20 protein-coding genes are annotated in these 23,035 nt (G+C 58.2%); 1 reads left to right on the top strand and 19 read right to left on the bottom strand.

All coding sequences use genetic code 11. The features are described from left to right. Positions 1 to 5 precede the first annotated feature (5 nt). The 5 genes from menH to AB8W27_RS06455 form a co-directional block, all read right to left on the bottom strand. A complete protein-coding gene (menH, locus tag AB8W27_RS06475; RefSeq protein ID WP_041923761.1) occupies positions 6 to 770 on the bottom strand; it encodes a 2-succinyl-6-hydroxy-2,4-cyclohexadiene-1-carboxylate synthase in 765 nt (254 codons plus the stop codon). Next, complete coding sequence (gene menD / locus AB8W27_RS06470; RefSeq protein ID WP_041923762.1) at positions 770 to 2,437, bottom strand: 2-succinyl-5-enolpyruvyl-6-hydroxy-3-cyclohexene-1-carboxylic-acid synthase; 1,668 nt, start codon at positions 2,435 to 2,437, stop codon at positions 770 to 772. The genes menH and menD overlap by 1 nt, the downstream gene beginning before the upstream one ends. An 84-nt stretch (positions 2,438 to 2,521) precedes the next feature. Next, a complete protein-coding gene (gene menF, locus AB8W27_RS06465) occupies positions 2,522 to 3,811 on the bottom strand; it encodes an isochorismate synthase MenF (protein WP_041923763.1) in 1,290 nt (429 codons plus the stop codon). A 103-nt stretch (positions 3,812 to 3,914) separates the two neighbouring features. Then, positions 3,915 to 4,226 (bottom strand): stress response protein ElaB, encoded by a 312-nt coding sequence (gene elaB, locus AB8W27_RS06460; protein ID WP_007762748.1) that lies wholly within the window; start codon positions 4,224 to 4,226, stop codon positions 3,915 to 3,917. 49 nt (positions 4,227 to 4,275) lie between these two features. Continuing rightward, complete coding sequence (locus AB8W27_RS06455) at positions 4,276 to 4,746, bottom strand: GNAT family N-acetyltransferase (RefSeq protein WP_041923764.1); 471 nt, start codon at positions 4,744 to 4,746, stop codon at positions 4,276 to 4,278. Positions 4,747 to 4,819: 73 nt separating this feature from the next. Between AB8W27_RS06455 and rnz the strand changes: the two genes are divergently transcribed. Further along, positions 4,820 to 5,734: a ribonuclease Z gene (gene rnz / locus AB8W27_RS06450; protein ID WP_041923765.1), complete on the top strand. Its 915-nt coding sequence runs from the start codon at positions 4,820 to 4,822 to the stop codon at positions 5,732 to 5,734. A gap of 53 nt (positions 5,735 to 5,787) precedes the next feature. Here the strand turns inward: rnz and nuoN are convergent, their stop codons facing one another. The 14 genes from nuoN to lrhA form a co-directional block, all read right to left on the bottom strand. Further along, complete coding sequence (gene nuoN / locus AB8W27_RS06445) at positions 5,788 to 7,245, bottom strand: NADH-quinone oxidoreductase subunit NuoN (RefSeq protein ID WP_007762757.1); 1,458 nt, start codon at positions 7,243 to 7,245, stop codon at positions 5,788 to 5,790. 6 nt (positions 7,246 to 7,251) lie between these two features. Continuing rightward, positions 7,252 to 8,781 carry an NADH-quinone oxidoreductase subunit M gene (gene nuoM, locus AB8W27_RS06440; protein WP_007762760.1) on the bottom strand — a complete coding sequence of 510 codons (1,530 nt, stop codon included), beginning with the start codon at positions 8,779 to 8,781 and terminating at the stop codon, positions 7,252 to 7,254. A 155-nt stretch (positions 8,782 to 8,936) separates the two neighbouring features. Further along, positions 8,937 to 10,775, bottom strand: a complete 1,839-nt coding sequence (nuoL, locus tag AB8W27_RS06435) for an NADH-quinone oxidoreductase subunit L (protein WP_015741924.1) — start codon at positions 10,773 to 10,775, stop codon at positions 8,937 to 8,939. Further along, a complete protein-coding gene (gene nuoK / locus AB8W27_RS06430) occupies positions 10,772 to 11,074 on the bottom strand; it encodes an NADH-quinone oxidoreductase subunit NuoK (RefSeq protein WP_004388260.1) in 303 nt (100 codons plus the stop codon). Before nuoK ends, nuoL begins: the two co-directional genes overlap by 4 nt. Continuing rightward, positions 11,071 to 11,634 (bottom strand): NADH-quinone oxidoreductase subunit J, encoded by a 564-nt coding sequence (gene nuoJ, locus AB8W27_RS06425; RefSeq protein WP_007699965.1) that lies wholly within the window; start codon positions 11,632 to 11,634, stop codon positions 11,071 to 11,073. The genes nuoK and nuoJ overlap by 4 nt, the downstream gene beginning before the upstream one ends. Before the next feature lie 10 nt (positions 11,635 to 11,644). Continuing rightward, positions 11,645 to 12,187, bottom strand: a complete 543-nt coding sequence (gene nuoI, locus AB8W27_RS06420; protein ID WP_041923766.1) for an NADH-quinone oxidoreductase subunit NuoI — start codon at positions 12,185 to 12,187, stop codon at positions 11,645 to 11,647. Positions 12,188 to 12,201: 14 nt separating this feature from the next. After that, positions 12,202 to 13,182 (bottom strand): NADH-quinone oxidoreductase subunit NuoH, encoded by a 981-nt coding sequence (nuoH, locus tag AB8W27_RS06415; protein WP_004388258.1) that lies wholly within the window; start codon positions 13,180 to 13,182, stop codon positions 12,202 to 12,204. Continuing rightward, positions 13,179 to 15,905 carry an NADH-quinone oxidoreductase subunit NuoG gene (gene nuoG / locus AB8W27_RS06410; protein WP_015741927.1) on the bottom strand — a complete coding sequence of 909 codons (2,727 nt, stop codon included), beginning with the start codon at positions 15,903 to 15,905 and terminating at the stop codon, positions 13,179 to 13,181. Before nuoG ends, nuoH begins: the two co-directional genes overlap by 4 nt. 54 nt (positions 15,906 to 15,959) lie before the next feature. Beyond that, positions 15,960 to 17,297, bottom strand: coding sequence for an NADH-quinone oxidoreductase subunit NuoF (gene nuoF / locus AB8W27_RS06405; RefSeq protein WP_007762777.1), 1,338 nt, complete (start codon positions 17,295 to 17,297; stop codon positions 15,960 to 15,962). Beyond that, on the bottom strand, positions 17,294 to 17,794 hold the full coding sequence (gene nuoE, locus AB8W27_RS06400; protein WP_007699978.1) for an NADH-quinone oxidoreductase subunit NuoE: 501 nt from the start codon (positions 17,792 to 17,794) through the stop codon (positions 17,294 to 17,296). The genes nuoF and nuoE overlap by 4 nt, the downstream gene beginning before the upstream one ends. 2 nt (positions 17,795 to 17,796) lie before the next feature. Next, positions 17,797 to 19,608: an NADH-quinone oxidoreductase subunit C/D gene (nuoC, locus tag AB8W27_RS06395; RefSeq protein WP_023898361.1), complete on the bottom strand. Its 1,812-nt coding sequence runs from the start codon at positions 19,606 to 19,608 to the stop codon at positions 17,797 to 17,799. Positions 19,609 to 19,695: 87 nt separating this feature from the next. Further along, a complete protein-coding gene (locus tag AB8W27_RS06390) occupies positions 19,696 to 20,370 on the bottom strand; it encodes an NADH-quinone oxidoreductase subunit B family protein (RefSeq protein WP_004388648.1) in 675 nt (224 codons plus the stop codon). Positions 20,371 to 20,385: 15 nt separating this feature from the next. After that, positions 20,386 to 20,835, bottom strand: a complete 450-nt coding sequence (gene nuoA, locus AB8W27_RS06385; protein WP_041923767.1) for an NADH-quinone oxidoreductase subunit NuoA — start codon at positions 20,833 to 20,835, stop codon at positions 20,386 to 20,388. Between the two features lie 618 nt (positions 20,836 to 21,453). Continuing rightward, positions 21,454 to 22,389, bottom strand: coding sequence for a transcriptional regulator LrhA (lrhA, locus tag AB8W27_RS06380; RefSeq protein ID WP_041923768.1), 936 nt, complete (start codon positions 22,387 to 22,389; stop codon positions 21,454 to 21,456). Between the last annotated feature and the right edge of the window lie 646 nt (positions 22,390 to 23,035).

Raw genomic sequence — 23,035 nt, 5'->3', positions numbered from 1 at the left:
CTCCGTTAGGGGCGCAAAATCGCGTTAAGACAGCAGGCCACCGCTGCCGGGTTTTCCCGGTGCGCGTTGTGGCCTGCGCCAGTAATTAAATGTAGAGACGCATTGAGCGTGGCGGCGAGCGCGCGAAATTTTGTATCGCGCTCGCCGCAGAGGTAATGAAACGGTACGGGCAACTGCGCCAGCGGCGCATACAGCGGCGGCTGGCGGCCAAGCGAGGTGGCTTCCAGCATCGTGGCCAGGGCGGCGGGTTTATTACGGGCGCGCAATGTTATTAATGCCTCGCGCTGTGTGTCGGTCAGCGTGGCGAAAACGGGCTGGCGATACCAGGCGTCCAGCACCGTTTCAATCGGTTCATTGTGAAACCGCTGCGCCCACTGTTTATCAGCAAGGAAACGCGCGTTGCGCTCATCGGCATTCAGAAGCCCCGGATGGCCGCCTTCCACCACCAGCCCACGCAGGCCGGGCGTATCGCCCTGCGTGGCGTGAAACATTGCTATCCGCCCGCCAAGCGAGTAACCCACCAGCCAGTAGTTAAGTATGTTGTAACTATCTAACGTTGCGATGAGCTGTTCGTTAACGTGCGCAAAATCCACGGCGCTGAGCTGCGCCGAGCCGCCGTGGCCCGGCAGATCGATAAACAGATGGTCGTGCTCCACGCAGGCCGCAGCGACTGCCTGCCACTCGCGCTGGTCGCCGAGAAAGCCATGTAGCCAGACGACAACGCCGCGCGCGGCGGCGCGGGCAGGCTGAAAATACGCGGCCAGCGGCATCAGGCGCACACCTGTCTGATTAAGCGCTGGAACACCTGCGCGCCGGCGGTTTCCGGGACGCGCAGTTCAATGATGGTCGCGACCGGCGAGCGCCATGCGCGCGCCATCGTCTCTTTAAGCGCAGCCAGGCTCTCCGGCGCGTCGTAGTTCAGCGAAAACATCGCCGCCGCAGGCGCAAAGCTGACGTTTTGCGGCATACAGTAGAATTTTTCGCGCTCGCTGGCGGGCGTCGGGAGCATGGAGAAGATCTGCCCGCCGTTGTTGTTCACGACGATAAGCACGAAAGGCGCGGGCGCGTCGCGCAGGAGCGCCAGCGCGTTGAGATCGTAAAGCGTGGAGAGATCGCCCAGCACCGCAAGCGTGGGTTTACCGGTGGCGCGCTGCACGCCCGCCGCGGTGGAGACCAGCCCGTCGATGCCGCTCGCGCCGCGGTTGCCGTAGACCGGATAACCGGCAGGCAACTGCGCCAGCGCATCCACCAGCCGCACCGTCAGGCTGTTGCCGAGAAAAAGTTGTCCATCCGGCGCCAGAAGTTCCGGCAGCCGGTGCGCCACCTGCGCCTCGCCCCATTCGGTGAGGTCGCGCGCCACGATGCGTTGCGTCTGCGCCGCCAGCCCTTCGAGCGGCTCGGCCCACGGCATCACGGGATGCGCCGGATGGTGTTCGAGCCAGGCGGAGATATCCGCCACCAGCCGACGCCCGCAATGATGCGCCGGATCGAGCCGCCCAGGCAGCGGATCGACAATCCAGTACTCCTGCGCACGACACTCGCTTTGCCACTGCAATACGCGTTTACCGGTCAGGCTGCCTCCAAACTGCACGACAATCTGCGCCTGCGCCAGCAGCGCGGCGGCATCAGGGTGTGCGAGCCAAAGATCGGCGCATGGCAACGGCTGGCCGGTTTGCGACAGTACATCGCCAATCAGCGGCCAGCCAAGACGCGCCGCCCACTGCGCGACGGCCTTGCCTTCCTGCGCTGTGAGCCTGCCTGCCAGCACCACGCCGCGCTGTTCGCGCCAGAAGGGCCAGTCGGCCTGCGTGCTGACGGCCTGCGTATTCTCATAGCGCAACCAGGGCGCATTCATCTGCCACCATTCGCCCGGCGCCTGTTGCCACGCAAGGCCCGTATCGTCCAGCTCGCCATAGAGCGGTTCGGCGAACGGGCAGTTGATATGCAGCGCGCCTGCCTTTAGCGCGCCCATTTTTTCATCGATGGCGCTGATAAGCCAGGCGGCGGGAATGGACGGCGTGGGGCGCGGTAAATCGAGTGCGGCGGCGGGATGCGAGCCAAAAATGGCCTGCTGGCGAATCGCCTGATTTGCGCCGCAATCAATCAGCTCCGGCGGGCGGTCGGCGGTGATCACCACCAGTTTTTCGCCCGTCAGCCCCGCTTCTATCACTGCGGGGTACAGATTCGCCACCGCCGTACCGGACGTAACAATCACCGCCACCGTCTCGCCGCTCGCTTTGGCAAGCCCCAGCGCCAGATGGCCAAGCCCTCGCTCATCGAAATGGGTATGCGGCATAAACGCCGGATTTTGCGCGGCGGCGAGCGTAAGGGGCGTGGAGCGCGAGCCCGGCGCGATGCAAAGATGGCGCACGCCATGGCGGCTCAGCGCCTCAAGGATGACGCCGGCCCAGCGGCGGTTGAAAGTGCTTGTCGACATAAGCTTGTCCGATATCAATTTAGCCGGTTTATTATAAAGCCTCGTCGAAATCGAATTTTGATATGGGTCGGGTTGTGGCGCGGCTCACTGCGCAAGAAGCGTGAGCAGGGCCGCGGCTTTGTTCTCAATTTCCTGCCATTCCAGCGCGGCCTGCGAGCCTGCCACCAGCCCGGCGCCCGCATACACGCGTATCGTCTCATCCTTAAGCCGCGCCGAGCGCAGGCTGACGCAAAACTCTGATTGCTCCAGCGACAGATACCCGGCTGAGCCGGCGTACCATTCGCGATCGAACGGCTCATGCTCAGCGATAAAACGACGCGCCGCCTCGCGCGGTAACCCCGCCACCGCGGCGGTAGGCTGCAACTGACGCAGACACGCCGCGTCGTCCGGTGCGTAAAGCCGCGCCGTGATAGCGCATTTCAGATGCTGCACCCGCCGCAGCCGCACCACTTCAGGCAACCGCGCAGAGATACTATGCGCAATCGCCTGTAGCCGCTCGCGAATATCTTCCACTACCAGCGCATTTTCACGCTGATTTTTATCATCGGCCAGCAGCCATGCGGCGCGCGCCTGCGCCTGCTCGTCGTCAGGAAGATTCTCCACCGTGCCCGCCAGCGCCTCGGTGTCAAGCGCCAGCCCGCGGCGCCGCCACAGCCGCTCCGGCGTGGAGCCGAGAAACGCCTCGCGCGCGCTGAACGCCAGATAAAAATGGTAGCAATGGTGATTGGCTTCACGGCTTGCGGCCATCAGGGCGGTCGCATCAGGAGGCGCGACAAAACGCAGATCGGTGGCGCGCGCCAGCACCACTTTGGCGATGTCGCCGCGTTCGATAGCGCTCGTCGCCGCGCCGACCAGCTGCGTCCACGGCTGCGCCTGTGGGACATCGCAGCGGCTGACGCGGCGCGGTGGGCGTTGCATCAGCGTTTGTCGCGCCGGTTGTAGGTTATGAATGAGCGGCTTTAAGGCCTGCGCCGCCCTTTGTTGCGAGCAGGCGCTGTAGATCGTCACAATCAGCCAGGCGCGATTCTCCTCCCGGCGCAACTCCAGACGCGGGACGAAGAAAAGCCCGTTTTGCGGATCAAACGCGTTCAGCCCCCATGCGCGCAGCCCTGGCGTATCCGCATGCTGGCGCAAAAACACCTGCGCCTCGTTAAGACTTGAGAATGTGCACGCCGCGCCAAGCGTGGCGGTCTCTTCATGACCCTCGCGAGAACGCCAGTAAAACTGCGGGAAACCAGGCTGCGCGCCAAGCCAGGCGAGAAAATCACAGGATTCAGGGGAAAATTCAAAGGCGCAACGCCAGAGGCCGGGCGTATCCGGCGCGTCGGCAAGCGCCTTTTCAGCCAGCGCCTGCGCAGCGGCGAGGGTATTCACAGGTTTCCTTTCCTTTGCTTAAAACCATGCATTCTACAGGGTCTTAAAGGCAAAAAAAATGGCGCACCCGAAATGGATGCGCCGGTGCGCGATGTGCCGTGAATTAACGGCGGGCTAACAGCAGGCCCAGCACCAGACCTGCGGCGGCGCCGATACCTACGCCCTGCCACGGTTTTTCATGCACATAGTCATCGGCACGATAGACCGCCTGTTTGGCGCGGAAGTAGTAGTTGTCGGACGCCGTGCTGACGCGGCTTTTCACGTCATGCAGCGCCTGCTCAGCGCGGGCTTTCAGCTCAACATATTTTTGATCCGCCGGGTCGCCGGAAGAACGCAGGATCTCTTCCAGAGTATCGCTCAGCAGGGTCAGATCATCGTCTACGCGCGTTTCATAAGGTTGTGAAGATAAAGGCATAACTGGTCTCCGTGTTAACAAGTTACCGGTTTGCTAACTATAGACACTCTCACGCTTTTTTGCCTGGACGCGGTTCGCGCCGCATCCCGATGTGCGGTATGCCGTCTTCGTCATAGATATCGGTGGCGGGAACAAAGCCAAACTGCGCGTAAAATGCCTGGAGATGCGCCTGTGCGCTCAGGTATAGCGGGCTCTGCGGCCAGTTGCGCTCGCAGCTCTCCACGGCGCGTTTCATCAGCGCTACCCCCAGCTTTTCACCCCGCGCGGCGCCGGAAACAATGACCCGCCCTATCGCAACTGGTGTGTGTGGATCGTCACTTTTCAGAATCCTCGCATAAGCAATCAGCTTGTTATCGCGCCAGGCGAGCAGATGGCGGTTCTCGCCCACCAGATCTTCACCATCCACATCCAGATAAGGGCACGTTTGTTCAACCACAAACACTTCACAGCGCAGCTTCAGCAGCGCGTATAACGTCGGGACATCCAGTTCGGCGTGATGTTTATCCTGCCAGTCGATCATATTGGGCTCCAGAATGTACGGCGATCCTCGTTATACTAAAAGCTTTCGCTCAATCGTACAGAGTAAATTGCTCATGGAACTGACATTTTTAGGCACCAGCGCCGGGCTGCCCTCGACGACCCGCAATGTGACGGCCATCGTGCTGAACCCGCAAAATAATCAGTCGGGGCTATGGCTTTTTGACTGCGGCGAGGCCACCCAGCACCAGATGCTGCGCGCCAGCGCCAACCCCGGCAAGATAGAGAAAATCTTTATCACGCACCTGCATGGCGATCACATCTTCGGGTTGCCGGGCCTGCTGTGCAGCCGCTCCATGGCGGGCTGCGAGACGCCGCTTGAGGTTTATGGCCCGAAAGGCATCGCCGAATTTATCGAAACTACGCTGCGCCTGAGCGGCTCCTGGACCAGCTACCCGCTGAGCGTTCATGAGATAACCGAAGGACAGCTGTTTGACGACAGCGAGCTTACCGTTACCGCATTCCCGCTCACGCACCCTGTAGAGTGTTACGGCTATCGCATTGAAGAGCATGATAAGCCCGGCGCGCTGGACGCGGCGCGCCTTAAGGCGGCGGGCGTCGCGCCAGGGCCGCTGTTTCAGCAGCTTAAGCGTGGCGAGACAGTGACGCTTGATGACGGACGCACGCTATGCGGCGCCGATTACCTGAGTGCGCCGCGTCCTGGCAAAAAGATAGCGATTTTCGGCGATACCGCCCCGACGCCGCAGGCAGTGGCCCTCGCCCGTGATGTGGATGTGATGGTCCATGAAACCACGCTTGAAGCGGCGATGGCGGAGAAAGCCAACGGCCGCGGACATTCAACCACGCAGCAGGCGGCGACGGTGGCGAAAGACGCGGGCGCGAAGCGTCTGGTGATGACGCATTTCAGCTCACGCTACGGCGCGGAAGACTGCCAGCGGCTCCTCGCGGAGTGCCAGGCCGTGTTCCCGGCAAGCGAGCTGGCGGAAGATTTCCTGACTATTACGGTATAGTGCCCATAAAAAAACCGCCGATAAACGGCGGTTTTTTAGCTTAAGCGCATGGCTTACATCAGCGGTTTCGCCAGCTGCACCAGCGTAATCAGCGGCTGCGGCCAGACACCCAGCACCAGTACCAGCAGCGCGGAGATCAGTACCACGACGCCGCCCGCGCTGTACGCCCAGTTGGACGGTACGTCGCGGTTAAGCTGCTGCGGCGCGTTCAGGTACAGACTCACCGCTACGCGCAGGTAGTAGTAGAGGCCAATCGCAGAACCCACCACCACAGCGCCGGTCAGCCACCACAGGTTAGACTGCACACCCACGGCCAGCACGTAGAATTTACCGATAAAGCCCAGCGTCATCGGAATACCCGCCAGCGACAGCATCATCACGGTCATCACGGCCGACAGGATCGGACGGTGCCAGAACAGACCGCGGTAGGAGTAGAGCGAATCCGCGTCCGGTCCGCGATACGGGCTGGACATCAGGCTCACCACGCCGAACGCGCCGAGGCTGCTGAAGAGATAACCCGCCAGGTAAACGCCCACGGCTTCCATCGACATTTCGCCGCTTTTCAGCGCAATCAGCGCGACCAGCAGATAGCCCAGATGCGAGATGGAGGAGTAACCAAGCAGACGTTTAATGTTGGTCTGGGTCAGCGCCATCAGGTTACCGAAGATGATGGAGGCGAAGGCGAGCACGCCTAACACCACGCGTACCGCCTCGCTGTCACCTAGCGGCGCGTAGAGGAACAGACGCATCACCACGCCGAAGATAGCGATTTTGCTCGCGGTCGCCAGGAACGTGGAAACCGGCGCAGGCGCGCCCTGGTAGACATCCGGCGTCCAGAGGTGGAACGGCACCAGAGAGAGCTTAAAGCCGAGGCCGACAATCATCAGGCCCAGACCCGCCAGCAGCAGCGGCTCGCTCAGCATGTTGTCCGCGAGGCTCTTACCGAGCGTGACGAACGACAGGCTGCCGGACTGCGCGTATACCAGCGCCATACCAAACAGCAGGAAGGACGAGGCCGCGGCAGACAGGATGGTGTATTTGATAGCCGCTTCCAGCGAGCGTTTCTGACGAAATGCGTAACCGACCAGGCCAAACAGCGGCAGAGAGATAAGCTCGATACCCAGGAACAGCGCCGCCAGATGATTGGCGTTCGCCAGCAGAATACCGCCCAGTGCGGCAATCAGCACCAGCAGGTAGAACTCTTCCTTGTTATCGTTGTAGCCCTGTAGCCACGGATAGGCGAAGGTGCAGGTGGCGAGGCTCGCCAGCAGCACCAGACCGGTATACAGCATGGCGTAACCGTCCACGCGCATCAGCGGCGTGACGTCCATCGCACCTGCCTGACCCACGAACCACAGCGACAGCAGCGCGGCGTTCAGGCCGACAACAGACAGCGTGGCGTTGAGGAAGTGATTACGTCGCCACGCAATGGAGAGCATCACAACTACCACCGTCAATCCGACGATCAGCAGCGGTAGCAGCGCGATCAATTGTTGAGTAGTTATTGTCATGGCGAATTACGGCCTTGTAGTTGAAACAGAATCGGTAAACCACTGCTGAATATTGCTCATCGCCGAATGGGATGTATCCAGAATTGGCTGGGGATAAAAGCCCAGCAGTACCAGAAGCACCACCAGCAGCAGGATCATAAACAGCTCGCGCGGCGACAGGCCGCGAATCTCCTGACTCGCCGCTTCGCTCTTCGGCTGGCCGAAGTACGCGCGATGCAGCATCGCCAGCGAGTAAACGGACGCGAATACCAGACCGAAGGTCGAAATCACGGTAATCACCGGGACGACCTGGAAGCTGCCGAACAGGATCATGAATTCGCCGACGAAGTTACCGGTGCCCGGCATACCGAGCGTCGCCACGGCAAAGAACATCGACAGCGCCGGCAGCCACCTGATTTTGCTCCACAGGCCGCCCATCTGGCGCATATCGCGAGTATGCAGACGCTCATAGAGCTGGCCGCACAGAATAAACAGACCCGCCGCGGAAAGACCGTGAGCGATCATCTGGATAACCGCGCCCTGATAAGCAAGCTGGCTGCCGGTGTAGATGGCGATCAGCACAAAGCCCATGTGGGAAACGGAGGTGTAGGCGATAAGACGTTTGATGTCGTACTGGGTAAAGGCCATCCACGCGCCGTAGAAGATGCCAATCACACCAAGCCACATGGCGATCGGGGCGAATTCCGCGGAAGCGTTCGGGAACAGCGGCAGCGCGAAGCGCAGCAGACCGTAGGCCGCGGTTTTCAGCAGAATACCCGCGAGGTCAACAGAGCCTGCGGTCGGAGCCTGAGAGTGCGCGTCCGGCAGCCAGCCGTGCAGCGGCACCACCGGCATTTTCACCGCAAACGCGATGAAGAAGCCCAGCATCAGCAGATATTCAACACCGTGGGACATCGGCGTTTTCAGCAGGCGTTCATAGTTGAACGTCCACTCGCCCGTGGCGTTGTAGTGCACAAACACCAGCGCCAGGATAGCAATCAACATCACCAGACCGCTCGCCTGGGTATAGATGAAGAATTTGGTCGCCGCCGTGATACGCGTTTTACCGTCCGATGCCTTATGGCCCCACAGGGCAATCAGGAAGTACATCGGCACCAGCATCATTTCCCAGAAGAAGAAGAACAGGAACATGTCGATGGCGAGGAACACGCCGATAACGCCGCCCAGGATCCACATCAGGTTGAGGTGGAAGAAGCCCTGGTATTTTTCAATTTCATTCCACGAGCAGAGCACCGCCAGCACGCCGAGCAGGCCCGTCAGCACTACCATCAGCAGCGACAGACCGTCGATGGCTAAGTGGATGGTGATCCCAAAACGCGGGATCCAGTCGAGAATGTACTGGTCCTGCCACTTCGGAAACTCACCGGATTGCGTCAGGGAGTAGCCGCCCTGCAACCAGAGTTGCAGGCCGAGCGCCAGCGTCAGCCCCATGGTAATCAGCGCAATCCAGCGCGGCACCTTGACGCCGAAGCGTTCGGTCTGCCAGCACAGGAAGCCGCCGATAAAGGGAATCAGTATTAGCCAGGGTAGTAACATGGCGATTTTTGTTCCTTGTTTAAGTCCAGCTCAGGCTATCTTACTCGCCACCGTGAACCCTGCTGCGCGCAGAAGGTGTCCACGGTGACTTCGCTGATAACGCCTGTCCTTTCAGACTTGATTTTCAACGAATTCTTTTAAAATTCACTTATGAATCAACGCAACACCATCAGCAACACCAGCACGACCACCGCACCAATGCTCATTGAGGCCACATACCAGCGCAGGTAGCCGTTCTCGCTCAGCAGCAGACCGCGGCCTGCGTAGCGGGAAAGGATGGCCGGAATGTTCATCAGCGCATTCAGCGGATCGCGTTGCAGCAGCCAGGCGATGCCCAGGAAAGGCTTGACGAACACTTTGTCATACAGCCAGTCGAAGCCCCAGGCGTGATACCACCAGGTGCCGAAGAAACGACCCGGCGCGCTCTTGGCGACGGCGCTGACCAGCGTACGCTTGCCAAGCCACAGCCAGGCGGCGATCAGGATACCGACAATCGCTACCACGCCCGAGGTGATTTCCAGCGCCATTTTGCCTTCGTGACCGAAGTGGTTTTCCGGCAATACGCCCGCCAGCGGCGGCGTAATCAGCGCGCCGACAAAGGTGGAAAGCACCAGCAGCACGATAAGCGGCAGATGATGGGTAATCCCCTTCCCTGCGTGTGCGTGAATTTTTTCTTCGCCGTGGAACACGATGAAAATCATGCGGAAGGTATAGATGGACGTCAGGAACGCGCCCACCAGACCCGCCAGCATTAAGTAGTTATGACCGTTGGCAGCAGCGCCCCACAGAATTTCATCTTTACTGTAGAAGCCTGCGGTCACGACCGGCAGTGCCGCAAGGGCTGCGCCGCCCACCAGGAAACAGGCGTAAACCAGCGGAATGGATTTACGCAGGCCGCCCATTTTGAAGATGTTCTGCTCGTGGTGGCACGCCAGAATGACGGAGCCGGACGAGAGGAACAGCAGCGCTTTAAAGAACGCGTGCGTCATCAGGTGGAAAATCGCCGCATCCCACGCCTGGACGCCAAGCGCCAGGAACATGTAGCCAATCTGGCTCATGGTGGAGTAGGCGAGTACGCGTTTGATGTCGGTCTGCACCAGCGCGGCGAAGCCCGCCAGCACCAGCGTAATGGCGCCGACGATACCGACCAGATGCAGCACGTCCGGCGTCAGCAGGAACAGACCGTGGGTACGGGCAATCAGGTAAACGCCCGCGGTCACCATGGTCGCCGCGTGGATCAGCGCAGAAACCGGCGTCGGGCCCGCCATCGCATCCGCAAGCCAGGTCTGGAGCGGAAGCTGTGCGGATTTACCGACCGCGCCGCCGAGCAGCATCAGCGTCGCCCAACGCAACATTTCATTGCCATTAGCGAAGTGCTGCGGCGCCAGTTCCACCATTTCGCGGAAGTTCAGCGTGCCGAGTTCGTTGTAGAGAATAAACAGCGCGAACGCGAGGAAGACGTCGCCCACACGGGTTACGACAAACGCTTTCATCGCCGCGGCGCCGTTCTTCGGATCGGTGTAGTAGAAGCCGATCAGCAGATAGGAGCAGAGACCCACGCCTTCCCAGCCGAGGTACATCAACAGCAGGTTATCGGAGAGCACCAGTACAACCATGCTCGCGATAAAGAGGTTGGTGTACGCGAAAAAGCGGGAGTAGCCCTCTTCGCCGCGCATATACCAGGACGCGAACATGTGGATCAGGAAGCCTACGCCGGTAACCACAGAAAGCATGGTCAGCGAAAGGCCATCCAGCACCAGGTTGACGCCGATGTTGAAATCGCCAACTGACATCCAGGTCCACAGCGGCAGCGAGAATGCCTGCTTACCGTTATTAAAGAAATCAATGCCAGCGTAAGCGGTGACCAGCGCCGCCAGGCCCACAGAGCCGACCCCAATCGTCGCGGAGAGGTTTTCCGACCAGCGACCACGGGAGAAGGCGAGCAGAATATAGCCAATCAATGGCAAAATAATGGTTAATGCGAGCAGGTTCATCCACGCATCTCACTTACTGAATCGATATTCAGGTTCTGGCGACGACGATGGAGTTGCAGCAGCAGCGCGAGGCCGATACTGGCTTCCGCCGCGGCTAAGCTAATCGCCAGGATATACATTATCTGACCGTCAGTCTGGCCCCAGTAGCTGCCTGCAACCACGAAAGCGAGCGCGGCGGCGTTAATCATGATTTCCAGCCCAATCAGCATAAACAGCAGATTGCGACGGATAACCAGACCGGTCAGACCCAGGACGAACAGAATAGCCGCCAGGATCAGTCCATGTTGTAACGGGATCATGCGCGCTCCTCCGTTTTTCTTTTCGACGCGTCCGACGGAGCACCGCCGCGCACGCTTACCACATCGCCCGCTTTCTCTTCACGGCCAAGATGGAAAGCCACGACCAGGCCCGCCAACAGCAACATGGAAGCGAGTTCCACCGCCAGTACGTAAGTCTTGAACAGGTCGGTACCGACGGCTTTTGCGCTAATTGGGTTGCCTTCAATGCCCTGATCGTTAACGCCCAGAATGGCGTAGACAATCACTACCAGCAGGACGGCCGAGAGAATGCCAGGGCCAATCCAGATCTGCGGTTTGAGCCATTCGCGCTCCTGACGCACCACGGAATCGCCGAGGTTCAGCATCATGACCACGAACACAAAGAGCACCATGATGGCGCCTGCGTAGACGATGATTTCCAGCGCACCGGCGAAGTAAGCGCCGAGTGAGAAAAAGACGCCTGCGATCGCCAACAGCGAAATGATCAGGTACAGCAGCGCGTGTACCGGATTGCTGTGGGTGATCACCCGGGCGGTGGTCAGGACCGCCACAAGGGCGCAGATATAAAAAGCGAATTCCATTCCTGACTCCTTAAGGTAACAGGCCTTTGACGTCGATAGGTTTGGCTTCGTTTTCCGCGTCGCCTTTATCTTTGCCGTCGATTGCCATACCCGCCATCCGGTAGAAGTTATATTCCGGGTATTTGCCCGGACCGGAGATCAGCAGGTCCTCTTTTTCATACACCAGATCCTGGCGCTTAAACTCGCCCAGCTCGAAATCCGGCGTCAGCTGGATAGCGGTGGTCGGGCAGGCCTCTTCGCACATACCGCAGAAAATGCAGCGTGAGAAGTTGATGCGGAAAAACTCTGGATACCAGCGGCCATCTTTCGTCTCCGCTTTTTGCAGAGAGATACAGCCCACCGGGCAGGCGACCGCACAGAGGTTACAGGCCACACAGCGCTCCTGACCGTCCGGATCGCGCGTCAGCACGATACGGCCGCGGTAGCGCGGCGGCAGATAAACCGGCTCTTCCGGATACATGCGCGTTTCGCGTTTGGAAAACGCGTGCAGGCCAATCATCCAGATACTGCGTAGTTGGGTGCCGAAACCAACCACTATGTCTTTCAATGTCATGGTTTTCTCACCCCTTATGCCGCTGTCTGCCAGAGAATGACAGCCGCGGTTACCAGCAGATTGATAAGCGTCAGAGGCAGGCACACTTTCCAGCCGAAGGACATTACCTGGTCATAACGAGGACGCGGTAATGCGGCGCGAATCAAAATAAACATCATCATGAAAAACGCGGTTTTCAGCGCGAACCAGATGAAAGGCGGTAACCAGGGGCCCTGCCAGCCACCGAAGAACAGCGTCACGATAAGCGCGGAAACGGTCACAATCCCGATATATTCGCCCACGAAGAACAGACCGAACTTCATGCCGGAATATTCGATATGGTAACCGTCAGCCAGTTCCTGCTCCGCTTCCGGCTGGTCAAACGGGTGACGGTGACACACCGCAACGCCTGCGATAGCGAAAGTGATGAAGCCAAAGAACTGCGGGATCACGTTCCAGAGATGCGCCTGGTTGTTGACGATATCGGTCATGTTGAACGACCCCGCCTGCGCCACAACGCCCATCAGCGAGAGACCGAGGAACACTTCGTAGCTCAGCGTCTGCGCAGAAGCACGCATCGCGCCCAGCAGCGAGTATTTGTTGTTGCTCGACCAGCCGGCGAACAGCACCGCGTAGACGCCAAGGCCCGCCATCATCAGGAAGAAGAGGATCCCAATATTGAGATCCGCCACCACCCAGGTGGGGCTCACAGGCACAATCGCGAACGCCAGTAGCAGCGAGGTGAACGCGATCATCGGCGCCAGCGTAAAGATGACGCGGTCAGAGAAGCGCGGGATCCAGTCCTCTTTAAAGAACATTTTGATCATGTCCGCGACCAGCTGGAGCGAACCGCCCCAGCCAACGCGGTTCGGCCCATAACGGTTCTGGAAGAGGCCGAGCAGACGGCGCTCCCCAAAACTCATGAACGCGCCGCAGCTCACGACCACCAGCAGAATGACCACCGCTTTCAGGATGCTGAGCAGGATCTCGATAACATCCGGTGTCAACCAACTCATTGCGCAGCCTCCTGCAGATTTTCAAGACGAGCGCCAGCCATGACAGGCGCGATGCCCGGCATCCCCATCGGCAGACCAACCTGCCCTTCCGTCAGTCCTTCAGACAGCTGCAACGGCAGCGTGATAGTCTGGCCTTCATAGTTGAAGGAGACTTTCGCGCCCGCGTTGACGCCAAGCTTCGCGGCATCTGCCGGATTCAGGCGGATATACGGCTGCGGCATGCGGCTCTGGAAGACCGGCGAACGCTGCGACAGCTCATCGCTGCCGAACAGGTGGTAATAAGGCGCGATACGCCACTGGCCATCCTGCGGCGCGAAACGCTGCGGTACGGTCGTGAAGTAGTCGATAGCGCCCTCGCCCGCCTCAATGAGACGCACGCCCGGATCGCCGTGACGCAGGTGCCCGCCCACTTCGTCCTGGAATTTGTTCCAGGCCTGCGGGGAGTTCCAGCCCGGCGCCCAGGCGAACGGCACCTGAGAACGCGGCGCGTCCGGATGGTTGTTCCCTTCCATTGAGAAGGAGAACATGGTGTCTTTATCCTGCGGCTGACGCGGCTCGTGAACGCTGATGTTCGCGCGCATCGCGGTGCGACCGCTGTAACGATGCGGTTCGCGCGCCAGTTTCTGGCCGCGGATGCGGAAATTCGCGTCCGGCGCGGCGTCTTTAATGCCCGCCAGGTGCGGCAGTTTCGCGATGCAGGCGTCGATCACGTGGTCGAGCTGCGTCCAGTCCGGATGGCGGTTTTCCAGCGTGCTGTGCAGCGAATGCAGCCAGCGCCAGCTTTCCAGCATGGTCACGGTGTTGTCATAGTATGACGGGTCATAAACCTGGAAGAAGCGCTGCGCGCGGCCTTCGTTGTTGATGACCGTGCCGTCGCTTTCAGCGAAGCTCGCGGTGGAGAGCACGAGATGCGCGTGATCCATGATAGCGGTGCGCTGATGATCGATTACCATCACCAGCGGCGCTTTCGCAAGCGCGGCGTCCACACGTGCCGCCGAGGCGTGACGGTGCAGATCGTTTTCCAGCACGATAACGGCGTCAGCGCTGCCGGTTTCCAGCTCGTTCAGCGCGTCGTCAAGCGAACCGCCGCCAATCATGCCGAGGCCGACGCTGTTAACCGCGCGGGCGATCAGGGTGATCCCCACATCCGCGCCGCGGCCTTTCAACGCTTTCGCGACGTTCGCGGCCGCCTGGATCACTTCCACGCTGCCAGCGTTGGTGCCGGAGATAATCAGCGGCTTCTTCGCCCCTGCCAGCGCCTGAACAATCACGTCGACTTTGTTTTGCAGGTCGCGATCCAGCCCGTCGACCGCAGGCGATGCGGTATCCAGCGCGTTGGCGATAGCAAAACCGAGACGCGCCTGATCTTCCACAGGCGCGCGATAGGTCCACGCGGCAATATCGTCCAGACGGGTGCTGTCGACGTTAGTCACGAACAGCGGATGTTTGGCACGCTGGCCGATGTTCAGGATGGCCGCGATCTGCCAGTCAGCTACTTTCTGGGCCGCCGCCATTTCGCGCGCTTTGCCTTTCACTGCCTGACGAACCGCCAGCGCCACGCGCGCGCCGGTCTGGGTGATGTCTTCGCCCAGAATCAGCACGGCATCGTAAGATTCAATCTCACGCAGCGCCGGAGTGCGAATGCCGCTTTCGCGCAGCACTTTCAGCATCAGTTGCAGACGTTCCTGCTCGCCCGCCGCGATGCCGGTATAGAAGTTTTCCGCCCCGACCAGTTCGCGCAGCGCGAAGTTGCTCTCAACGCTCGCGCGCGGGGAGCCGATACCGATGACTTTCTTCGACTGGCGCAGAATATCCGCCGCGCCCTGCATCGCCTGCTCGGCGTTCAGGGTGATCAGGTCATCGCCACGGCGCTGAACCGGACGACGCGGACGGTCTTTCAGATTGACGTAGCCGTAGCCGAAACGGCCGCGGTCGCACAGGAAGTAGTGGTTAACGGTACCGTTGTAGCGGTTTTCGATACGACGCAGCTCGCCATAGCGTTCGCCAGGGCTGGTGTTGCAGCCCAGCGAGCATTGCTGGCAGATGCTCGGCGCAAACTGCATATCCCATTTACGGTTGTAGCGCTCGGAGTGCGTTTTATCGGTGAATACGCCGGTCGGGCAGATTTCGACCAGGTTACCGGAGAATTCGCTCTCAAGCGTACCGTCTTCCGGACGACCGAAATAGACGTTGTCATGCGCGCCGTAAACACCAAGATCGGTGCCGTCAGCGTAATCTTTGTAGTAACGCACGCAACGATAGCAGGCGATGCAGCGGTTCATCTCATGATTGATGAACGGCCCCAGATCCTGATTGCGGTGAGTACGCTTGGTGAAGCGGTAGCGACGGAAGCTATGGCCGGTCATCACCGTCATATCCTGCAGGTGGCAGTTGCCGCCCTCTTCACAGACCGGACAGTCGTGCGGGTGGTTGGTCATCAGCCACTCCACGACGCTTTCGCGGAACTGTTTCGCTTCGTTGTCGTCAATAGAGATAAAGGTTCCATCGGATGCCGGCGTCATGCAGGACATCACCAGGCGACCACGGGTATCTTCCGCGTTCTGATATTGCTTCACCGCGCACTGGCGGCAGGCACCAACGCTACCCAGCGCCGGATGCCAGCAAAAATAAGGAATATCGAGGCCGAGCGACAGACATGCCTGCAGCAGGTTGTCCGCGCCGTCTACCTCATATTCTTTGCCGTCTACATGAATCGTAGCCATAGTCAGCATGCTTCCAGTTGGCCTGGCGCGAGCCAGGCGTTAATCAAAATGCTTTTACCAGCGCGTCTTGAGCAGGTTCGGCTGAATACCATTAATGGCACGGGTGTTGCCGGGGCTCTGCTTAATGCCCGCTTCGAATTCGTCACGGAAATATTTAATGGCGCTCTGAAGTGGCTCTACGGCACCTGGCGCATGGGCACAGAACGTTTTACCCGGGCCCAGGAAGCGGCAGAGCTGCTCCAGGGTTTCGATATCCCCCGGCTGCCCTTCGCCGCGCTCCAGCGCGCGCAGGATTTTAACGCTCCACGGCAGGCCGTCACGGCACGGCGTACACCAGCCGCAGGACTCGCGCGCGAAGAACTCTTCCAGGTTACGTACCAGCGACACCATATTGATTTCGTGGTCGACGGCCATCGCCAGCGCAGTGCCAAGACGGCTGCCCGCTTTACCGATGCTGGCGAACTCCATCGGGAGATCGAGGTGCGCGTCGGTCAGGAAATCTGTCCCCGCGCCGCCCGGCTGCCAGGCTTTGAATGTCAGGCCGTCACGCATGCCGCCCGCGTACTCTTCAAGGATTTCACGCGCGGTAGTGCCGAACGGCAGCTCCCAGACGCCCGGGTTTTTCACGCGCCCGGAGAAGCCCATCAGTTTGGTGCCTTTGTCTTCGCTGGTCGACAGGCCCTGATACCACTCCACGCCATTGGCGAGAATGGCCGGCACGTTGCACAGGGTTTCGACGTTGTTAACGCAGGTCGGTTTGCCCCATACGCCGCTGGACGCCGGGAACGGCGGCTTAGAACGCGGGTTGGCGCGACGGCCTTCCAGCGAGTTGATAAGCGCCGTCTCTTCGCCGCAGATATAGCGGCCCGCCCCGGTGTGCACGAAGAGTTCAAAATCGAACCCCGAGCCGAGAATATTTTTACCAAGCAGCCCGGCTTCGGTCGCTTCCGCGATAGCGCGGCGCAGACGTTCGGCGGCTTCGATATACTCGCCGCGCAGGAAGATGTAACCGCGGTACGCTTTCAGCGCGAACGCGGAAATCAGCATGCCTTCCACCAGCAGGTGCGGCAGCTGTTCCATTAGCATGCGGTCTTTATAGGTGCCCGGCTCCATTTCATCGGCGTTACACAGCAGGTAACGGATGTTCATGGATTCGTCTTTCGGCATCAGGCTCCATTTCAGACCGGTGGAGAAGCCCGCGCCGCCGCGCCCTTTCAGACCCGCGTCTTTCACGGCGTTGACGATTTCATCCGGCGCCATGCCGGTGAGCGCTTTACGCGCGCCTTCGTAGCCGTTTTTGCTGCGGTACTCTTCAAGCCAGACCGGTTGCTTGTCGTCACGCATACGCCAGGTCAGCGGATGCGTTTCGGCAGTACGAATAATCTGTTTCATTTGTACTGCTCCAGAAGTTCAGGGATCCCTTCCGGCGTCAGATAACTGTGAGTGTCCTCATCAATCATCATGGTCGGCCCTTTGTCGCAGTTGCCAAGGCAGCAGGTCGGCAGCAGGGTAAAGCGTCCGTCAAACGTAGTCTGGCCCGGTTTGATGCTCAGATGTTTTTCAATCGCGGACTGAATCCCCTGATAGCCGGTGATGTGACACACCACGCTATCGCAGTAGCGAATCACGTGACGACCTACCGGCTGGCGGAAAATCTGGCTATAGAAGGTCGCGACCCCTTCGACGTCGCTCGCCGGAATGCCGAGGACGTCCGCTATCGCATAGATAGCGCCGTCCGGCACCCAGCCACGCTGCTTCTGAACGATTTTCAGCGCTTCAATGGACGCCGCACGCGGGTCTTCGTAGTGGTGCTTCTCGTGCTCAATCGCCTCACGCTCTGCCGCACTCAGCTCAAAAGCCTCGTTCTGTGGTTGTTGATTCTCGTGCATAGTTAGCGATCCACATCAGACATTACAAAATCGATACTACCCAGATAGACAATCAGGTCGGAAACCAGGCTGCCGCGGATCACCGAAGGAATCTGCTGAAGATGCGGGAAACTCGGTGTACGGACGCGGGTACGGTAGCTCATGGTGCTGCCGTCGCTGGTCAGGTAGTAACTGTTAATCCCCTTGGTTGCCTCAATCATCTGGAAGGATTCGTTGGCCGGCATGACCGGGCCCCACGAAACCTGCAGGAAGTGAGTAATCAGGGTTTCGATATGTTGCAGCGTGCGCTCTTTCGGCGGCGGCGTGGTCAGCGGGTGATCCGCCTTGAACGGGCCTTCCGGCATGTTTTTCAGGCACTGCTCAAGAATACGCAGCGACTGGCGCACTTCTTCGACTTTCAGCATCACGCGGGTGTAGCAATCGCTGATGCCGCCGCCGACCGGCACTTCGAACTCGAAGTTCTGGTAGCCAGAGTACGGGCGCGCTTTACGCACGTCGAAATCGATACCGGTGGCGCGAAGGCCAGCCCCGGTGGTGCCCCATGCCAGCGCTTCTTTGGCGTCATACGCCGCCACACCCTGAGAACGACCTTTCAGGATGGTGTTTTTCAGCGCTGCTTTGACGTAGGAGTCGAGACGTTTCGGCATCCACTCCAGGAACTCTTTCAGCAGGCGATCCCAGCCGCGCGGCAGATCGTGCGCGACGCCGCCGATGCGGAACCAGGCCGGGTGCATACGGAAACCGGTGATCGCTTCGACCAGATCGTAGATTTTCTGACGATCGGTGAAAGCGAAGAAGACCGGCGTCATCGCGCCCACGTCCTGAATAAACGTCGAGATATACAGCAGATGGCTGTTGATGCGGAACAGCTCAGAGAGCATCACGCGGATCACTTCCACGCGCTCCGGCACCTGAATCCCCGCCAGTTTTTCCACGGCCAGCACGTACGGCATTTCGTTTACGCAGCCGCCGAGGTATTCGATGCGGTCGGTATAAGGAATGTAGCTGTGCCAGGACTGACGCTCGCCCATTTTCTCAGCGCCGCGGTGGTGGTAACCGATATCCGGCACGCAGTCGACAATCTCTTCGCCGTCCAGTTGCAGGATGATACGGAACGCACCGTGCGCCGACGGGTGGTTCGGGCCGAGGTTCAGGAACATGAAATCTTCAGTGTCGTTGCCGCGCTTCATGCCCCATTCTTCGGGCTTGAAGGTCAGCGCTTCCATTTCCAGCTCTTCTTTTTGCTTGGTGAGCGTAAACGGATCGAATTCAGTCGCGCGCGCCGGGTAGTCTTTACGCAGCGGGTGCCCTTCCCAGGTCGGCGGCATCATGATGCGGCGCAGGTTCGGATGACCGGTGAACGTAATACCGAACATTTCCCAGGTCTCACGCTCATACCAGTTGGCGTTCGGGAAAAGACGGGTAAAGGTCGGCACGTTGAGATCGTTTTCAGAAAGCGCCACTTTCAGCATGATGTCGCGGTTGCGATCGATAGAAAGCAGGTGGTAGAAAACGGAAAAATCCGCAGCCGGTAAACCGTTGCGGTGAGTGCGAAGGCGCTCGTCCATGCCATGCAGGTCATACAGCATGACATAGGGTTTAGGCAGCTTTCGTAAAAATTCGCCAACTTCCAGTAATTGTTCACGCTTGACCCAGACAACCGGAACTCCGGTGCGGGTAGCCTGAACAGTAAAGGCATCCGGCCCAAAACGGTTACGCAGTTCGCCAATAACCGGGTCGTCGAGGTGATCCCTGGTCTGCCACACAGGCAAAACGGCGTCTTGCGCAGTTAAATCGGTCATATTGTTCACCATTGCCAATGGTCTGTGATGACTGTCGGGCGGCGGCTTCTCGCTGTCGTTTATTGGTATACGTGAGAAGCGACCTCCCGCAGGCGCAAATTAAATTTCGTCCGGCGTACGCAGGTTGGTGACTGCGATACGTTCGCCGCGTTTACGCTCACGCTCTGACTGCATGTTGGCGCGATAAACGCCCTGATCGCCAACCACCCACGAAAGCGGACGGCGCTCTTTGCCAATCGACTCCTGCAGCAGCATCAACGCCTGCATGTACGCTTCCGGGCGCGGCGGGCAGCCTGGGATGTACACATCCACGGGCAGGAATTTGTCCACGCCTTGCACAACGGAATAAATATCGTACATACCGCCGGAATTCGCACACGCGCCCATGGAAATAACCCATTTCGGCTCCAGCATCTGGTCATACAGGCGCTGAATCACCGGGGCCATTTTGGTGAACGGCGTACCGGCGACCACCATGAAATCGGCCTGGCGCGGGGAAGCACGCAGTACTTCCGCACCGAAACGCGCGACGTCATGGACCGCGGTGAACGAGGTCACCATCTCCACGTAGCAGCAGGAAAGGCCAAAGTTATAAGGCCAGAGGGAGTTTTTACGCCCCCAGTTCACCATGTCATGCAGGGCATGCTCGAGCTTGCCCATGTAGACGCTGCGGTGTACATGCTGTTCCAGAGGATCAGTCACAATCTCCTGTTTTTGCAGGGGGTAACGGTCATTCTCACCGTCGGGATCTATGCGGGTGAGCGTATAGTCCATCTTATTGCCTCGCTGTTACTGCGTATGACGATTAGTGAGACTGCCAGCTTCTTCGGTGTTCAAACGTTCGCGACGTGAGCGCGAAGGCGTCCACTCCAGCGCGCCGATACGCACCAGATAAACCAGACCAGCCAGTAGCACTAAAATGAAAATTGCGGCCTCGATAAAGCCGACCCAGCCGACTTCACGAACTGATGTTGACCAGGCGAAGAGATAGAGCGCTTCCACGTCAAAGATGACGAAAAACATCGCTACCAGGTAGAACTTCGCGGAAAGCCGTAAGCGGGCGGTGCCGACCGAGTCGATCCCCGATTCGAACGGGGTGTTTTTGTACCTGGCGCGAGCGCGTCCGCCAAGGAACCAGGCGCCCGCCAGCATCAGACAACACAGGCCAATGGCAACAATAAGAAAGATACCGAACGCCCAGTGATGAGCGATAACTTCAGTGGATGTTGACATACTCATTGCTTACTCATCAAAAGTGGCGCTAAAGCCTCTGCTCTTGCTGGCAGATGAACGCCACATCGATTCAAGGGGAGGAACAATCAACCGTACAATAACTGCCGGAAATATAACTTAGGCAGCGAATTGATGGGGTTTTTTACTCCTTTCTATAACCTTTTGTCAACTTTAACAAAAGAAACCTAACATTAGTTTACATCTCCCCAAGACCCTTAACATTTGATGCTTTTAGCGTCCTGTGAGCCGCGTGCGAGACTACGGAGCCCGGCGGGTGAATCGTGTCCGTTAAAAGAGAGGAGACATAAACACCCCTTATTTTGGCAGGAATTTCTAACTATTCCTCCCCCTCGTCGGGAGTATTTTCTTGATCTGAGACACGCTTTTGTTAATTGACCAGTAAAAACAGCAACAAAGTCGCTCACTTTTTAACAACAAAAGTAAAATTTTCTGCTGGCATTGACGACGCCGCGGCGGGATTTCGAAACGGAAAAGGTGTTGAAATGGTGTTATGATTTATGTTAATTACAACCACTTAGCTAAGTAAAATGTATAAAAAAAGCCTCTGATAATCGCTGGATTACCAAAGGCTTTATTAACAACTTTTTAACTTAGACGAAAAAGTTACTCCAGATCGCCCTGCATTAGCAGCGTATCATCGCCACCTTCAATCGCAGCGGTGTAACGCCACGGCTGGTAGTGGCTTTCCATGGCCTGAAAGATGATCTCTGCCATTTCGTTCTTGCTGTTGGTATTGCGACACAGCATGTACTGCGTTTCCGGCAGCACGGGCAGGCCGTCAGACGTACCCAATACGCGCAACTCCGGACTCATCATCTCTACCGGGCGGGCGGTAATGCCAAGCCCCGCTTTTACGGCGGCACGCACCGCAGGCAACGTGGACGCGACGTAAGAGATACGCCACGGCACATTCGCCGCGTTGAGTTGCTCAATGATGATGTCACGATGCGGGTTCGGCTCATCGAGCATCACCAGCGGCACCGCTTCATTTTTGTGCAACGTATAGTCCGCCGCGCAATACCAGAGTGTGGGCGAGGTACGCAGCACCAGCGAATCCAGATTCTCCGGCTGATGCGTGGTAACGACCAGGTCTATCTCCTGTTGGTTCAACATTTCGATAATGTACGGATTACGCTGAACGCGTACATCAATCGCCAGTTTCGGATAGACCGAACTAATGCGGTTGAGAAGATACGGCAGAATGGTATCCGCCGATTCGTCAGAAGCGCCAATGGTCAGGACGCCCTGCAAATTGCTATACATTAGCGAAGTGCATGCTTCATCGTTGAAGCGCAAAATTTTACGTGCATAACCGAGCAACTGGATGCCGTGTTCGGTTAAGAGCTTATTGCGCCCATGGCGGGCAAACAACTCTTTACCGACCAGTTGTTCCAGGCGCTGCATCTGCTGGCTGACGGCCGACTGCGTACGGCATACCGCTGCCGCCGCGGCGGCAAACGTATTCAGATCGGCGACTGCGACAAACGTTCTCAGCAGATCGAGGTCGAGGTTTAAGATCGGACGATTTGCGTTAATCATATTGTTATCACTTTCAGGTAACCGCACGTAGCGGACACCGTCTGTTGCTATGTGTAAAGGAAAGAAAGCAATTCCTTTTGAAGCATGCTTCCGGGCTAACACAACCCGCGTCGGAAGACCGCCATGCGCGTTTCTAATTCAAACCCCTGGTTATTAAAACAGTAAAAGGGTGTTTTTTTCTGCTATCGCTGTGCCCTTACATCAAATATTTTGCACAGCGAACCCGTGATTTGAATTAAAAATCTGGCTACGTTGGCTAAGGCGAAAAGCAACGACTTTGCGACCTTAACATACTCTGCCAAAAGAAAGAGAAGAGTATATAACTATGCCTGACTCGTGTCCTGAATGACTATAGAAACAACCAGTTGCCCGAAAGAAGGCTCCCGGCCCGGCTGCGCTGGCGAAACGTCTCGCGCCAGGAGCTGTATAATATCGCAAATCTGTTCTTTTTTTAAGACTCCATGCGATTTTACTTATACGGGACAGCAAATTTCTAAATTTTCGTAACTCTATTACAGACATCACCAAAACCAATAATTAATATTATTTAATAATTCATTATTTCTCGGCCTTTTCATATAACAAGATCGTTACAAAGCGCGTTATGCCACATTCTTTTTTACGGCAATAAGCGTGATGATAAAAC

It is taken from the genome of Cronobacter turicensis, assembly GCF_041222865.1.
Lineage (GTDB): Bacteria > Pseudomonadota > Gammaproteobacteria > Enterobacterales > Enterobacteriaceae > Cronobacter > Cronobacter turicensis.
Note: the sequence above shows the minus strand (reverse complement) of the source record. Positions and strands in the feature narration are given on the sequence as shown.